Annotated in this window: 12 protein-coding genes, 1 tRNA gene and 1 pseudogene; all 14 read right to left on the minus strand. The window is 56.1% G+C overall.

What is annotated here, in order from left to right; all coding sequences use genetic code 11:
* The coding region (locus tag BT179_RS26040) for a GTP-binding protein (protein ID WP_007925961.1) at positions 1 to 125 on the minus strand (125 nt) is incomplete at its 3' end.
* Between the two features lie 31 nt (positions 126 to 156).
* Positions 157 to 2,262 carry an elongation factor G gene (fusA, locus tag BT179_RS26045; RefSeq protein ID WP_072399291.1) on the minus strand — a complete coding sequence of 702 codons (2,106 nt, stop codon included), beginning with the start codon at positions 2,260 to 2,262 and terminating at the stop codon, positions 157 to 159.
* Positions 2,263 to 2,292: 30 nt separating this feature from the next.
* Positions 2,293 to 2,763, minus strand: coding sequence for a 30S ribosomal protein S7 (gene rpsG / locus BT179_RS26050; protein WP_003186074.1), 471 nt, complete (start codon positions 2,761 to 2,763; stop codon positions 2,293 to 2,295).
* A gap of 103 nt (positions 2,764 to 2,866) precedes the next feature.
* On the minus strand, positions 2,867 to 3,238 hold the full coding sequence (rpsL, locus tag BT179_RS26055; protein ID WP_003186084.1) for a 30S ribosomal protein S12: 372 nt from the start codon (positions 3,236 to 3,238) through the stop codon (positions 2,867 to 2,869).
* 216 nt (positions 3,239 to 3,454) lie between these two features.
* Positions 3,455 to 7,654: a DNA-directed RNA polymerase subunit beta' gene (gene rpoC, locus BT179_RS26060; RefSeq protein ID WP_072399289.1), complete on the minus strand. Its 4,200-nt coding sequence runs from the start codon at positions 7,652 to 7,654 to the stop codon at positions 3,455 to 3,457.
* A gap of 64 nt (positions 7,655 to 7,718) precedes the next feature.
* A complete protein-coding gene (gene rpoB / locus BT179_RS26065; RefSeq protein WP_072399286.1) occupies positions 7,719 to 11,792 on the minus strand; it encodes a DNA-directed RNA polymerase subunit beta in 4,074 nt (1,357 codons plus the stop codon).
* 219 nt (positions 11,793 to 12,011) lie between these two features.
* A complete protein-coding gene (gene rplL, locus BT179_RS26070; RefSeq protein WP_072399285.1) occupies positions 12,012 to 12,377 on the minus strand; it encodes a 50S ribosomal protein L7/L12 in 366 nt (121 codons plus the stop codon).
* A gap of 79 nt (positions 12,378 to 12,456) precedes the next feature.
* Positions 12,457 to 12,957 (minus strand): 50S ribosomal protein L10, encoded by a 501-nt coding sequence (rplJ, locus tag BT179_RS26075; RefSeq protein WP_024776458.1) that lies wholly within the window; start codon positions 12,955 to 12,957, stop codon positions 12,457 to 12,459.
* A 198-nt stretch (positions 12,958 to 13,155) separates the two neighbouring features.
* A complete protein-coding gene (rplA, locus tag BT179_RS26080; protein WP_072399283.1) occupies positions 13,156 to 13,851 on the minus strand; it encodes a 50S ribosomal protein L1 in 696 nt (231 codons plus the stop codon).
* Positions 13,851 to 14,282, minus strand: a complete 432-nt coding sequence (gene rplK, locus BT179_RS26085; protein ID WP_003176435.1) for a 50S ribosomal protein L11 — start codon at positions 14,280 to 14,282, stop codon at positions 13,851 to 13,853. Before rplK ends, rplA begins: the two co-directional genes overlap by 1 nt.
* A 117-nt stretch (positions 14,283 to 14,399) precedes the next feature.
* On the minus strand, positions 14,400 to 14,933 hold the full coding sequence (gene nusG, locus BT179_RS26090; protein ID WP_010443972.1) for a transcription termination/antitermination protein NusG: 534 nt from the start codon (positions 14,931 to 14,933) through the stop codon (positions 14,400 to 14,402).
* A 9-nt stretch (positions 14,934 to 14,942) separates the two neighbouring features.
* Positions 14,943 to 15,311, minus strand: a complete 369-nt coding sequence (secE, locus tag BT179_RS26095) for a preprotein translocase subunit SecE (RefSeq protein ID WP_072399281.1) — start codon at positions 15,309 to 15,311, stop codon at positions 14,943 to 14,945.
* A 45-nt stretch (positions 15,312 to 15,356) separates the two neighbouring features.
* A tRNA-Trp gene (locus tag BT179_RS26100) sits at positions 15,357 to 15,432 on the minus strand.
* Positions 15,433 to 15,485: 53 nt separating this feature from the next.
* Positions 15,486 to 15,584 (minus strand): annotated as a pseudogene (locus BT179_RS26105) (elongation factor Tu); the annotation flags it as partial.

Genomic DNA, 15,584 nt, shown 5'->3' on the forward strand with positions numbered 1-15,584 from the left:
GAGCCGAAGACTTCGGAGCAGACACGAGTCAGAGCAGCGGTCAGCGTGGTTTTACCGTGGTCGACGTGACCGATGGTGCCAACGTTGACGTGCGGTTTGTTCCGTTCAAATTTTTCTTTAGCCACGACAATTAACTCCTAGCTTAAAGGGGCTGAATCAGCCTTGCTTTTTGGTAACAGTCTCGACGATATGCGACGGAGCTGTGTTGTATTTTTTGAATTCCATAGAGTAGCTTGCGCGACCCTGAGACATGGAACGAACGTCGGTTGCGTAACCGAACATTTCACCCAACGGAACCTCAGCGCGAATCACTTTGCCGGAAACCGTATCTTCCATACCCAGAATCATGCCACGACGACGGTTAAGGTCGCCCATGACATCACCCATGTAGTCTTCAGGCGTAACGACTTCCACCGCCATGATCGGCTCAAGCAACTCACCACCACCCTTCTGGGCCAGCTGCTTGGTTGCCATGGAGGCAGCCACCTTAAACGCCATCTCGTTGGAGTCGACGTCATGGTAAGAACCATCGAACACAGTTGCCTTCAGGCCGATCAGCGGATAGCCGGCGACAACGCCGTTCTTCATCTGCTCTTCGATACCTTTCTGGATCGCCGGGATGTATTCCTTAGGAACCACACCACCTACGACTTCGTTCAGGAATTGCAGACCTTCCTGACCTTCGTCAGCCGGTGCAAAACGGATCCAGCAGTGACCGAACTGGCCACGACCGCCGGACTGGCGAACGAACTTGCCTTCGATTTCACAGCTCTTCGTGATGCGCTCACGATAGGAAACCTGAGGCTTACCGATGTTGGCTTCGACGTTGAACTCACGGCGCATCCGGTCAACCAGGATGTCCAGGTGCAACTCGCCCATGCCGGAGATGATCGTCTGACCAGTCTCTTCATCAGTCTTGACGCGGAAAGACGGGTCTTCCTGAGCAAGCTTGCCCAGAGCGATACCCATTTTTTCCTGGTCGTCCTTGGTCTTAGGCTCAACGGCAACCGAAATTACCGGCTCCGGGAAGTCCATGCGAACCAGGATGATCGGCTTCTCAGCGTTGCACAAAGTTTCACCAGTGGTGACATCCTTCATGCCAATCAAGGCCGCGATGTCGCCAGCGCGTACTTCCTTGATCTCTTCACGGGCGTTTGCGTGCATCTGCACCATACGACCCACGCGCTCTTTCTTGCCTTTTACCGAGTTGATCACGCCGTCGCCGGAGGCCAACACGCCCGAGTAGACTCGAACAAAGGTCAAGGTACCCACGAATGGGTCGGTAGCGATCTTGAACGCCAGAGCCGCGAACGGCTCGTCGTCACTTGCGTGACGCTCCATTTCCTCTTCCTCGTTATCCGGGTTGGAACCCTTGATAGCAGGAATGTCGGTTGGAGCAGGCAGGAAGTCGATAACGGCGTCAAGAACCAGGGGAACGCCCTTGTTCTTGAAGGAAGAACCGCAAACAGCCAGAACGATCTCACCAGCGATAGTACGCTGACGCAGAGCAGCCTTGATTTCCTCGTTGGTGAGCTCTTCGCCTTCGAGGTACTTGTTCATCAGCTCTTCGCTGGCTTCGGCCGCAGCCTCAACCATGTTGCTGCGCCATTGCTCGGCTTCTTCCAACAGTTCAGCAGGAATTTCCTTGCGAACAGGGACCATGCCCTTGTCGGAATCGTTCCAGTAGACCGCTTGCATGTTGATCAGATCGATCTGACCCTGGAAGTTGTCTTCGGAACCGATAGCCAGCTGGATCGGCACCGGAGTGTGACCCAAGCGCTGCTTGATCTGACCGATCACACGCAGGAAGTTGGCACCAGCACGGTCCATCTTGTTTACATAAACAAGACGCGGAACACCGTACTTGTTGGCCTGACGCCATACGGTTTCCGACTGGGGCTCAACACCCGAGGTACCACAGAACACAACTACCGCGCCGTCGAGCACACGCAGGGAACGCTCAACCTCAATGGTGAAGTCTACGTGGCCCGGGGTATCGATAACGTTGAAGCGATGCTCGTGCGGGTACTGCTTCTCAGAACCTTTCCAGAAGGCGGTGATAGCAGCAGAAGTAATGGTAATACCACGCTCCTGCTCCTGCACCATCCAGTCTGTGGTCGCGGCGCCATCATGCACCTCGCCCATTTTGTGACTTTTGCCAGTGTAAAAAAGGACGCGCTCGGTGGTGGTGGTCTTACCAGCATCCACGTGAGCAACGATACCGATGTTACGGTAGCGATTAATCGGTGTAGTACGAGCCATAAAGCCCTCGCAAATTGAGTGACGCTAAAATTAGAAGCGGTAGTGCGAGAAAGCCTTGTTGGCTTCAGCCATACGGTGCACGTCTTCACGCTTCTTAACTGCAGCACCTTTACCTTCAGCAGCGTCCAACAGTTCGCCAGCCAAGCGCAGAGCCATGGACTTCTCACCGCGCTTGCGGGCGAAGTCTACCAACCAGCGCATTGCCAGGGCGTTACGACGGGACGGACGAACTTCGACCGGAACCTGGTAAGTAGCACCGCCTACACGGCGCGACTTCACTTCGACCAGCGGAGCGATGGCGTCGAGAGCTTTTTCGAAGATTTCCAGGGGATCGCTGTTCTTGCGTTCCTTAACTTTGTCCAGTGCGCCATAAACAATACGCTCGGCAACGGCTTTCTTGCCGCTTTCCATAACGTGGTTCATGAACTTGGCGAGAATCTGGCTTCCGTATTTCGGATCGTCCAGAATCTCACGTTTGGCTGCTACGCGACGTCTTGGCATTGATAAGCCCTCAAACGGTCTTCAGGTTAGCCCGGGACAGCATGTGCGTGCCCGACCTTACTCTTATCGACTCAATAAAAATGAAAAACTGCAGAACGACCGATTACTTCGGACGCTTGGTACCGTACTTCGAACGACCCTGGTTACGACCTTTGACGCCGGAGGTATCCAAGGAGCCGCGAACGGTGTGATAACGAACACCTGGCAAGTCTTTTACACGACCGCCACGGATCAGAACCACGCTGTGTTCCTGCAGGTTGTGGCCTTCACCGCCGATGTACGAGGAAACCTCGAAACCGTTGGTCAGACGCACACGGCATACCTTACGCAGTGCCGAGTTAGGTTTTTTCGGCGTGGTGGTATACACACGGGTGCATACGCCACGACGTTGCGGGCAGTTCTGCAGCGCAGGCACGTCGGATTTCTCGACGATACGCTTACGCGGCTGACGTACCAGCTGGTTGATAGTTGCCATCTACTAGCTCCACTGTTGTCTTGCGACGCTATTGTCTTACAAGAAAAGCAAAATGGCAGGAACGTATTCCCGCCAAATTTAGGGGATCAAGAGTCTAAAGAGGATCTTGCCCCCAGTCAAGGCAAGGCCCCGACCTCCCCGCCCGCCGAATCTCGACATTTTGTCTCGATCCGCCGAACGGGATGATCAGGGCCAGGCACTCAATTACCGCAGAACTCAGTTACCACTCGAGTTCAACGCTTCGGTCAGTGCAGCTTCCACTTCACTGGCGCTTACGCGCAGTGGCTTGTCTGCATCACGGCGACGCTTACGCTCACTGTGATAGGCCAAACCTGTACCAGCCGGGATCAGACGCCCCACGACCACGTTTTCTTTCAGGCCGCGCAGGTAGTCGCGCTTGCCGGTAACCGCCGCCTCGGTCAGTACTCGAGTGGTTTCCTGGAAGGAAGCCGCCGAGATGAACGATTCGGTGGACAGCGATGCCTTGGTGATACCCAGCAGCACACGAGTGAACTTGGAGACGAACTTGTCTTCGGCCGCCAGACGCTCGTTCTCCACCAGCACGTGAGTCAGTTCCATCTGGTCGCCCTTGATGAAGCTGGAATCGCCGGACTCGGTGATCTCAACTTTACGCAGCATCTGACGCAGGATGGTCTCGATGTGCTTGTCGTTGATCTTCACGCCTTGCAGACGATAAACGTCCTGGATCTCGTTCACGATGTACTTGGCCAGCGCACTCACGCCCAGCAGACGCAGGATGTCGTGAGGATCGCTCGGACCGTCGGAGATAACTTCGCCGCGGTTTACCTGTTCGCCTTCGAAGACGTTCAGGTGACGCCACTTCGGAATCAACTCTTCGTACGGATCGCTACCGTCGTTCGGAGTAATGACCAGACGGCGCTTGCCCTTGGTCTCCTTACCGAACGCGATGGTGCCGCTGACTTCAGCCAGAATCGAAGCTTCCTTCGGACGACGGGCTTCGAACAGGTCGGCAACACGCGGCAGACCACCGGTGATGTCACGGGTTTTCGAAGTTTCCTGCGGGATACGAGCGATAACGTCACCGATCGCGATCCGCGCGCCGTCCGCAACACCGACCAGGGCGTTGGCGGGCAGGAAGTACTGGGCGATTACGTCAGTACCTGGCAGCAACAGGTCCTTGCCGTTGTCGTCGACCATCTTCACGGCAGGACGGATGTCCTTGCCGGCAGCTGGACGGTCTTTGACATCGAGCACTTCGATGTTGGTCATACCGGTCAATTCGTCGGTCTGACGCTTGATCGTGATGCCCTCTTCCATGCCCACATAGGTCACGGTACCTTTCATCTCGGTGACGATTGGGTGAGTGTGCGGATCCCACTTGGCGACGATGGCGCCAGCGTCGACCTTGTCACCTTCCTTGACCGAAATCACGGCACCGTACGGCAGCTTGTAGCGCTCACGCTCACGACCGAAGTCGTCAGCGATCGCCAGCTCGCCGGAACGCGATACGGCAACCAGATGACCGTCCACTCGCTCGACGTGCTTCAGGTTGTGCAGGCGGACAGTACCGCCATTCTTCACCTGGACACTGTCGGCCGCGGAGGTCCGGCTTGCAGCACCACCGATGTGGAACGTACGCATCGTCAGCTGGGTACCCGGCTCACCGATGGATTGGGCAGCGATAACGCCGACTGCTTCACCGATGTTCACCTGGTGACCACGAGCCAGGTCGCGACCGTAGCACTTGGCGCAGATGCCGTAGCGGGTTTCGCAGCTGATCGGCGAACGCACGATCACTTCGTCGATGCTGTTGAGCTCGATGAATTCGACCCACTTTTCGTCGACCAGAGTACCGGCAGGAACGATGACGTCCTCGGTACCTGGCTTGAACACATCACGGGCAATTACACGACCCAATACGCGCTCACCCAACGGCTCTACAACATCACCACCTTCAATGTGAGGGGTCATGAGCAGGCCATGCTCGGTGCCGCAATCGATCTCGGTCACAACCAGATCCTGCGCAACGTCTACCAGACGACGAGTCAGGTAACCGGAGTTCGCCGTTTTCAACGCGGTATCCGCAAGACCCTTACGAGCACCGTGAGTGGAGATGAAGTACTGGAGTACGCTCAAGCCCTCACGGAAGTTCGCGGTGATTGGCGTCTCGATGATGGAGCCGTCCGGCTTGGCCATCAGACCACGCATACCGGCGAGCTGACGAATCTGCGCAGCAGAACCCCGCGCGCCCGAGTCGGCCATCATGTACATCGAGTTGAAAGATTCCTGCTCGACTTCGTCGCCATGCCGATCGATGACTTTCTCTTTCGAGAGGTTGGCCATCATCGCCTTGGATACTTCATCGTTGGCCTTGGACCACAGGTCGATCACCTTGTTGTACTTCTCGCCCTGGGTTACCAGGCCGGAGGCGTACTGACTTTCGATCTCTTTCACTTCTTCGGTAGCGGTACCGATGATGCGGGCCTTTTCATCCGGGATAACGAAGTCGTTAACACCGATGGAGACACCGGAAATGGTCGAATAGGCGAAACCGGTATACATCAGCTGGTCAGCGAAGATCACGGTCTCTTTCAGACCAACCACGCGATAGCACTGGTTGATCAGCTTGGAGATCGCCTTTTTCTTCATTGGCAGGTTGACGACGTCGAAGGACAGACCTTTCGGCACAACCTGGAACAACAGCGCACGGCCGACAGTAGTGTCGACGATACGAGTGTTGGTCACGCTGTTGCCATCGCGATCGTTCACGGTTTCGTTGATGCGAACCTTGACCTTGGCGTGCAGTGCGGCTTCGCCAGCACGGAACACGCGGTCAACTTCCTGCAGGTCCGCGAACACACGACCTTCGCCCTTGGCGTTGATCGCTTCACGAGTCATGTAATAGAGACCCAATACAACGTCCTGCGAAGGAACGATGATTGGCTCACCGTTGGCGGGCGACAGGATGTTGTTGGTCGACATCATCAGCGCACGCGCTTCGAGCTGGGCTTCCAGCGTCAGCGGTACGTGAACGGCCATCTGGTCGCCGTCGAAGTCGGCGTTGTACGCAGCACAGACCAGCGGGTGCAGCTGAATAGCCTTACCTTCGATCAGTACTGGTTCGAACGCCTGGATACCCAGACGGTGAAGGGTCGGCGCACGGTTGAGCAGCACGGGGTGTTCGCGAATTACTTCGGCGAGAACGTCCCAGACCTCTGGCAACTCGCGCTCGACCATCTTCTTGGCCGCTTTGATGGTGGTAGCGAGACCACGCATCTCCAGCTTGCCGAAAATGAACGGCTTGAACAGCTCCAGAGCCATTTTCTTAGGCAGGCCGCACTGATGCAGGCGCAGGGTCGGACCAACGGTAATAACCGAACGACCGGAGTAGTCAACGCGCTTACCGAGCAAGTTCTGACGGAAACGACCCTGCTTGCCCTTGATCATGTCAGCCAGGGATTTCAGAGGACGCTTGTTGGAACCGGTGATAGCGCGGCCGCGGCGACCGTTGTCGAGCAACGCGTCGACCGCCTCCTGCAACATACGCTTTTCGTTGCGCACGATGATGTCCGGGGCGGACAGGTCAAGCAGGCGCTTCAAACGGTTGTTACGGTTGATCACTCGACGATACAGGTCGTTGAGGTCGGAAGTCGCGAAACGACCGCCATCGAGCGGAACCAGAGGACGCAGATCTGGCGGCAGCACCGGCAGAACGGTCAGCACCATCCACTCTGGCAGGTTGCCGGAACCCTGGAAGGCTTCCATCAACTTCAGACGCTTGGACAGCTTCTTGATCTTGGTTTCGGAGTTGGTTTGCGGAATCTCTTCACGCAGGCGACCAATCTCGTGCTCCAGGTCGATAGCGTGCAGCAGTTCACGGACAGCTTCGGCACCCATGCGGGCATCGAAGTCATCACCGAACTCTTCCAACGCTTCGAAGTACTGCTCGTCGTTGAGCAGCTGACCTTTTTCAAGGGTGGTCATGCCTGGATCGATAACGACATAGCTCTCGAAATAGAGAACACGCTCGATATCACGCAGGGTCATGTCCATCAGCAGGCCGATACGGGACGGCAGTGACTTCAGGAACCAGATATGGGCAACCGGCGACGCCAGCTCGATGTGCGCCATGCGCTCACGACGAACTTTTGCCAGCGCAACTTCAACGCCGCACTTCTCGCAGATCACGCCACGATGCTTCAAGCGCTTGTACTTACCGCACAGGCACTCGTAGTCCTTTACCGGGCCAAAGATCTTGGCGCAGAACAGGCCGTCACGCTCAGGCTTGAACGTACGGTAGTTGATGGTTTCCGGCTTTTTTACTTCACCGAACGACCACGAACGGATCATCTCAGGCGAGGCCAATCCGATACGGATGGCGTCGAACTCTTCGACTTGACCCTGGTTTTTCAGCAAATTCAGTAGGTCTTTCAAGGCCTTTCCTCCTGGCGGAGCAGAGAGCGGGCTAAACAGCCCCGCTCTCGATTCGCGTCACGTGTTATTCGGTTTCCAGATCGATATCGATGCCGAGGGAACGAATTTCCTTGATCAACACGTTGAAAGACTCGGGCATGCCCGGCTCCATACGGTGATCGCCGTCCACGATGTTCTTGTACATCTTGGTCCGGCCGTTCACATCGTCCGACTTCACTGTGAGCATTTCTTGCAGAGTGTATGCAGCACCGTACGCTTCCAGTGCCCAGACCTCCATCTCCCCGAAACGCTGACCACCGAACTGCGCCTTACCACCCAGCGGTTGCTGAGTAACCAGGCTGTAAGAACCGGTAGAACGAGCGTGCATCTTGTCGTCCACCAAGTGGTTCAGCTTCAGCATGTACATGTAGCCAACGGTAACCGGGCGCTCGAACTTGTTGCCGGTACGACCATCGAACAGCTGCATCTGGCCGCTTTCTGGCAGGTCAGCCAGTTTCAGCATGGCCTTGATTTCAACTTCCTTGGCACCGTCGAATACCGGAGTGGCCATTGGAACGCCGCCCTTGAGGTTCTTCGCCAGATCCAGGATCTCCTGGTCGGAGAAGCTATCAAGATCTTCGTTACGACCGCCGATCTCGTTGTAGATCTCGTGCAGGAACTTGCGCAGGTCAGCGACCTTGCGCTGCTCTTCGAGCATGCGGTTGATCTTCTCGCCCAACCCTTTGGCCGCGAGACCCAGGTGAGTTTCAAGGATCTGACCGACGTTCATACGCGAAGGTACGCCCAGCGGGTTGAGGACCACGTCGACAGGGGTGCCGTTGGCATCGTGCGGCATGTCTTCAACCGGCATGATCACGGAGACCACACCCTTGTTACCGTGACGACCGGCCATCTTGTCGCCCGGCTGGATGCGACGACGGATTGCCAGGTAAACCTTGACGATTTTCAACACGCCTGGAGCCAGGTCATCGCCCTGCTGCAGCTTGCGCTTCTTGTCTTCGAACTTGTCATCCAGCAGACGGCGACGATCAACGATATAGGCCTGGGCCTTTTCGAGTTGTTCGTTCAGCGCGTCTTCGGCCATGCGCAGTTTGAACCACTGGCCATGCTCGAGACCGTCGAGAACTTCGTCGGTGATTTCCTGACCTTTCTTCAGGCCAGCGCCACCTTCAGCCTTGTGGCCGACCAGGGCGGAGCGCAGACGTTCGAAAGTTGCACCTTCAACGATACGGAACTCTTCGTTCAGGTCCTTGCGGATCTCGTCGAGCTGGGTCTTCTCGATGGACAAGGCACGAGCATCACGCTCAACGCCGTCGCGAGTGAAGACCTGCACGTCAATGACGGTGCCCTTGGTGCCGGTTGGCACGCGCAGGGAGGTGTCCTTAACGTCGCTGGCTTTCTCACCGAAAATGGCGCGCAGCAGTTTTTCTTCCGGAGTCAGCTGGGTTTCGCCTTTCGGAGTCACCTTACCAACCAGGATGTCGCCAGCGCCTACTTCAGCACCCACATAAACGATACCGGCTTCGTCCAGCTTGTTCAGCGCAGCTTCACCCACGTTCGGGATGTCCGCGGTGATTTCTTCCGGGCCAAGCTTGGTATCACGAGCCACACAGGTCAGTTCCTGAATGTGGATCGTGGTGAAGCGGTCTTCCTGCACTACACGTTCGGACAGGCAGATGGAGTCTTCGAAGTTGAAGCCGTTCCACGCCATGAACGCGATGCGCATGTTCTGGCCCAGTGCCAATTCACCCATGTCGGTGGACGGACCGTCGGCCATGATGTCGCTGCGCTGAACCCGATCACCCTTGCTCACCAGCGGACGCTGGTTGATGCAGGTGTTCTGGTTGGAGCGGGTGTACTTGGTCAGGTTGTAGATGTCGACACCGGCTTCGCCTGGTTCGACTTCATCATCCGCAACACGAACCACGATACGGCTGGCATCGACGGAGTCGATCACACCACCACGACGAGCAACGACACAAACGCCGGAGTCACGGGCAACGTTACGCTCCATGCCGGTACCTACCAGCGGCTTGTCGGCACGCAGGGTTGGTACAGCCTGACGCTGCATGTTCGAGCCCATCAATGCACGGTTGGCGTCGTCGTGTTCCAGGAATGGAATCAAAGAGGCCGCAACCGAAACCACCTGCTTGGGCGAAACGTCCATCAAGGTGACATCTTCCGGCGCCTTGACGGTGAACTCGTTCAGGTGACGGACGGCCACCAACTCGTCGGTCAGCTGACCTTTTTCGTTCATGGTCGCCGAAGCCTGGGCGATCACGTGATCGGCCTCTTCGATGGCGGACAGGAACACGATCTCGTCGGTTACCAGACCTTCTTTCACCACGCGGTACGGGCTTTCCAGGAAGCCGTACTGGTTGGTGCGGGCATAGGCAGCCAAGGAGTTGATCAGACCGATGTTCGGACCTTCCGGCGTTTCGATCGGGCATACACGACCGTAGTGGGTCGGGTGTACGTCACGAACTTCGAAGCCCGCACGCTCACGAGTCAGACCACCTGGGCCGAGCGCGGAAACACGACGCTTGTGAGTGATCTCGGACAGCGGGTTGTTCTGGTCCATGAACTGGGACAGCTGGCTCGAGCCGAAGAACTCTTTCACCGCGGCCGCTACCGGCTTGGCGTTGATCAGGTCCTGAGGCATCAAGCCTTCGCTTTCAGCCATCGACAGGCGTTCCTTGACCGCGCGCTCTACACGCACCAGGCCTACGCGGAACTGGTTCTCGGCCATTTCGCCTACGCAGCGAACACGGCGGTTACCCAGGTGGTCGATGTCGTCGACAATGCCCTTGCCGTTACGGATGTCGACCAAGGTCTTGAGCACCGCAACGATGTCGTCCTTGTTCAGAACGCCCGAACCTTCGATTTCGGTGCGACCGATACGACGGTTGAACTTCATCCGGCCGACCGCAGACAGGTCATAGCGCTCAGGACTGAAGAACAGGTTGTTGAACAGGGTCTCGGCGGCATCCTTGGTTGGCGGCTCGCCAGGACGCATCATGCGGTAGATCTCGACCAGAGCCTCCAGTTGGTTACCGGTGGAGTCGATCTTCAACGTATCGGAAATAAACGGACCGCAATCGATATCGTTGGTGTACAGCGTCTCGATGCGAACGACCTGAGCCTTGACGATCTTCGCCAGGATTTCGGTGCTCAGCTCGGTATTGCACTCTGCCAGGATCTCGCCGGTGGCCGGGTGAACGATGGCCTTGGCCGTGGTGCGCCCAAGGACGTAGTCCATAGGCACCTGCAGCTCTTTGATTCCGGCCTTTTCCAGCTGGTTGATATGACGAGCGGTAATACGACGACCTTGCTCGACAATGACCTTGCCTTTGTCATCCTGGATATCCAGGACCGCGATTTCACCGCGCAGGCGCTGAGGCACCAGCTCCAGGCTGAGGTTTTCGCCCTGCACGTGGAAGACGTTGGTGGTGTAGAACGCGTCGAGGACTTCCTCGGTGGTATAACCGAGGGCCCGCAGCAATACCGATGCAGGCAGCTTGCGACGACGGTCGATACGCACGAATACACAGTCTTTCGGGTCGAACTCGAAGTCCAGCCAGGAGCCGCGGTAAGGAATGATACGTGCAGAGTAAAGCAGCTTGCCGGAGCTGTGCGTCTTGCCGCGGTCGTGATCGAAGAACACGCCTGGAGAACGGTGCAGCTGGGAAACGATTACACGCTCGGTACCGTTGATAACGAAGGTACCGTTTTCAGTCATCAGGGGGATTTCACCCATGTAGACTTCTTGCTCTTTGATGTCCTTGATCGCTTTGTTCGACGACTCTTTGTCGAAAATGATCAGGCGCACTTTTACCCGCAAAGGTACGGCGTAAGTCACACCGCGCAATACGCATTCTTTGACATCAAATGCCGGTTCGCCCAGGCGATAACCGACATACTCCAGCGCAGCATTGCCGGAGTAGCTGATGATCGGGAAAACGGATTTGAAGGCCGCATGCAGGCCCACGTCGCGGAACTGATCTTTAGTCGCTCCCGCTTGCAAGAATTCACGATACGAATCCAGCTGGATGGCCAGGAGGTACGGCACATCCATGACGTCCGGCAACTTGCTAAAGTCCTTGCGGATACGTTTTTTCTCAGTATATGAGTAAGCCATCAGCGTTCCCCAGCTTGGTCACCTGCTTGTTTGGCCCCTCCCGACGGGAGCAGCCAGAAAATCGTGCAAACCCCATGGTTTGCGCCACCGCCTCGGGTGGTTACAGCTCGTTATCAGCACCGACCCAGTCGGCTGCCAATAACGGAAAAAGGCCGGTGGCAAAAGCCACCAGCCATCAGCCTTTCGCTCGACGCTCGGGCTGGAGACGCAAGGTCGAAACTACTTGATTTCGACGGTAGCGCCTGCTTCTTCCAGCTTCTTCTTCGCGTCTTCAGCAGCTTCTTTGCTAACGCCTTCAGCGATAACCTGAGGAGCGGTGTCAACCTTCTCCTTGGCTTCTTTCAGACCCAGACCGGTCAGTTCGCGAACAGCCTTGATCACGTTTACTTTCTTGTCGCCAGCGGCAGCCAGAACAACGTTGAACTCAGTTTGTTCTTCAACAACAGCAGCTGGACCAGCAGCAGCAACGGTAGCAGCAGCAGCGGTAACGCCGAACTTCTCTTCCATTGCCTTGATCAGCTCAACGATTTCCATTACGGATTTTTCGCCGATTGCTTCGATGATTTGTTCGTTAGTCAGAGACATGACTCAATTCCTGAATTGGGGGATAGCCGGCACGGCCATCGAAATAAACAAAAATACGCGAGAAAGGAAACGCTCAGCCTCAGGCTGCAGCAGCTTCTTTCTGATCGCGAATTGCCGCCAGAGTACGAGCCAACTTGCTGGTAGCGCCTTGAATCACGCTCATCAGCTGAGAAATTGCTTCGTCACGGGTCGGCAGAGTTGCCAGCACGTCGATTTGGTTTGCTGCGAGGAACTTGCCCTCGAACGCAGCTGCCTTGATCTCGAACTTGTCCTGACCCTTGGCGAACTCTTTGAAGATACGAGCAGCAGCGCCCGGATGTTCCTTCGAGAATGCGATCAGGGTCGGGCCGACGAACGCGTCGTTGAGCACGTCATATTGAGTGCCTTCAACAGCGCGCTTGAGCAGGGTGTTACGTACTACACGTACGTAAACGCCAGCTTCGCGGGCCTCTTTACGGAGTCCGGTCATAGCGCCTACTGTTACGCCACGGGCATCAGCCACGACAGCGGACAGAGCGACTTTGGCAGCCTCGTTGACTTCAGCGACGATGGCCTTCTTGTCTTCGAGTTTAATTGCCACGGGTTTAACTCCTGCTTGTTACCGTTTCATCCGGTCGAAACCGAATGTCGTTTTGGTGTCTGATTCGGTAAGGAACCGGGAGCACCATCTGCGTAGGCTTGTGGTTTAAGACTTGCGTCGCCTACGGTCTTGGATAGCCCCCGCCAGGCAGGGACCCCAATTTTTCAATTGGCGCAATCGCTTGCGCCAATTCGAGTCTTACGCGTCGAGCGAGCTCTGGTCGATGACCAGACCTGGGCCCATAGTGGTGCTCAGGGTAACGCGCTTGACGTAGATACCTTTCGAGGAGGCCGGCTTGATACGCTTCAGGTCAGCGATCAGGGCTTCAACGTTTTCCTTCAGCTTGACGGCATCGAAGCCGATCTTGCCAACGGAGGTGTGGATAATGCCGTTCTTGTCGGTGCGATAACGAACCTGACCAGCCTTGGCGTTTTTAACCGCGGTAGCTACGTCTGGCGTAACGGTGCCGACCTTAGGGTTAGGCATCAGGCCACGAGGACCGAGAATCTGGCCCAGTTGACCTACAACGCGCATGGCATCCGGGGATGCGATGACAACGTCATAGTTCAGCTCGCCAGCTTTCATTTCGGCAGCCAGATCGTCCATGCCTACACGATCTGCACCGGCAGCCAGAGCAGCTTCGGCTGCTGGGCCCTGGGTGAAGACAGCGACGCGAACGGTCTTACCAGTGCCATGTGGCAACACGGTAGCGCTACGAACAACCTGGTCGGATTTACGTGGATCAACACCCAGGTTAACAGCAACGTCGAACGACTCGCTGAACTTGACAGTCGACAGCTCAGCCAGCAGTGCGGCGGCATCTACAAAGTTGTAGGCCTTGCCTGCTTCGATCTTGCTGGCGATAGCCTTTTGACGCTTGGTCAGCTTAGCCATTACACACCCTCCACGTTAAGGCCCATGCTACGAGCAGAACCGGCGATAGTACGCACGGCTGCATCCATATCAGCTGCAGTCAGATCCGCGTTTTTGGTTTTCGCGATCTCTTCCAGCTGAGCACGGGTAACAGTGCCAACCTTAACGGTGTTCGGACGAGCGGAACCGCTGGTCAAACCTGCTGCCTTCTTCAGCAGTACCGAAGCAGGTGTGCTTTTTGTTTCAAAAGTGAAGCTACGGTCGCTGTATACAGTGATGATCACTGGAGTCGGCAGACCCGGCTCAAGACCCTGAGTACGGGCGTTGAAGGCCTTGCAGAATTCCATGATGTTGACACCGTGTTGGCCCAGGGCAGGACCAACGGGTGGGCTTGGGTTAGCCTGAGCGGCCTTCACTTGCAGCTTGATGTAAGCGGTAATCTTCTTGGCCATGAGGCACTCCAATTACGGGTTCAAACGCCTCGAAAGGCTCCCCGGTTACTTGCGCGTTTATCCCAGTGACGACAAAACCCCACAGCCTTGGGCTGTGGGGTTGGGATGCTTGCCCAATCAGACCTTTTCGACCTGACTGAACTCCAGCTCTACCGGAGTAGAGCGACCGAAAATGAGCACCGCGACCTGAATCCGGCTCTTTTCGTAGTTAACTTCTTCAACCGTGCCATTAAAATCAGCGAATGGACCATCGGTGACTCGTACAACCTCACCAGGCTCAAACAACGTCTTAGGCTTAGGCTTGTCGCTACCATCAGCGACGCGACGCAGAATCGCCTCTGCTTCTTTATCTGTAATAGGTGCCGGCTTATCAGCAGTACCACCAATAAAGCCCATGACGCGAGGGGTATCCTTGACCAAGTGCCAAGTCCCTTCGTTCATATCCATCTGCACCAGCACGTAACCTGGAAAGAACTTGCGTTCACTTTTGCGCTTCTGGCCATTACGCATCTCAACCACTTCTTCAGTGGGGACCAGAATCTCGCCAAAGCCATCTTCCATGCCAGCCAGCTTTACACGCTCTATCAGAGAGCGCATGACATGCTTCTCGTAACCCGAGTAAGCATGCACAACGTACCAACGCTTAGCCACGGGACACCCTTAGCCAACAATCAAGGAAACAAGCCAACCGAGCAGGGAATCAAGCCCCCACAACAGCAACGCCATCACCAAAACAACAGCCACGACAATCAACGTGGTCTGAGTGGTTTCCTGGCGAGTTGGCCATACGACTTTACGGATCTCGGTTCGAGCTTCCTTAGCGAGTACGAAGAAAGACTTACCCTTGGCCGTCTGCAAACCCACGAAGGCAGCAACAGCAGCAATGGCAAGCAATGCCAGTACACGATACAGGATCGGCGATGCAGAGTAATACTGATTGCCAACAACGCCAACAACCACCAAAGCGACTACCACTAGCCACTTGAGCAGATCGAAGCGAGAGCTTTGAGCTTCAGCTTTAGGAGTCATCTATGAAGATCCTGTGAAAAGAAAGCCAGACACATCGAGTGAATCTGGCAGGTCAGGAGGGAATCGAACCCCCAACCTACGGTTTTGGAGACCGTCGCTCTGCCAATTGAGCTACTGACCTAAAACAAAATCAGGCCGACCATTATGCCGGCCCGAAAAAGACATTACAACCGTTTACTCGATGACTTTGGCTACGACGCCAGCGCCGACGGTACGACCGCCTTCACGGATAGCGAAACGCAGACCATCTTCCATCGCGATCGGCTTGATCAG

Origin of the sequence: Pseudomonas sp. NFACC43, from assembly GCF_900119645.1 — a bacterium.
Lineage (GTDB): Bacteria > Pseudomonadota > Gammaproteobacteria > Pseudomonadales > Pseudomonadaceae > Aquipseudomonas.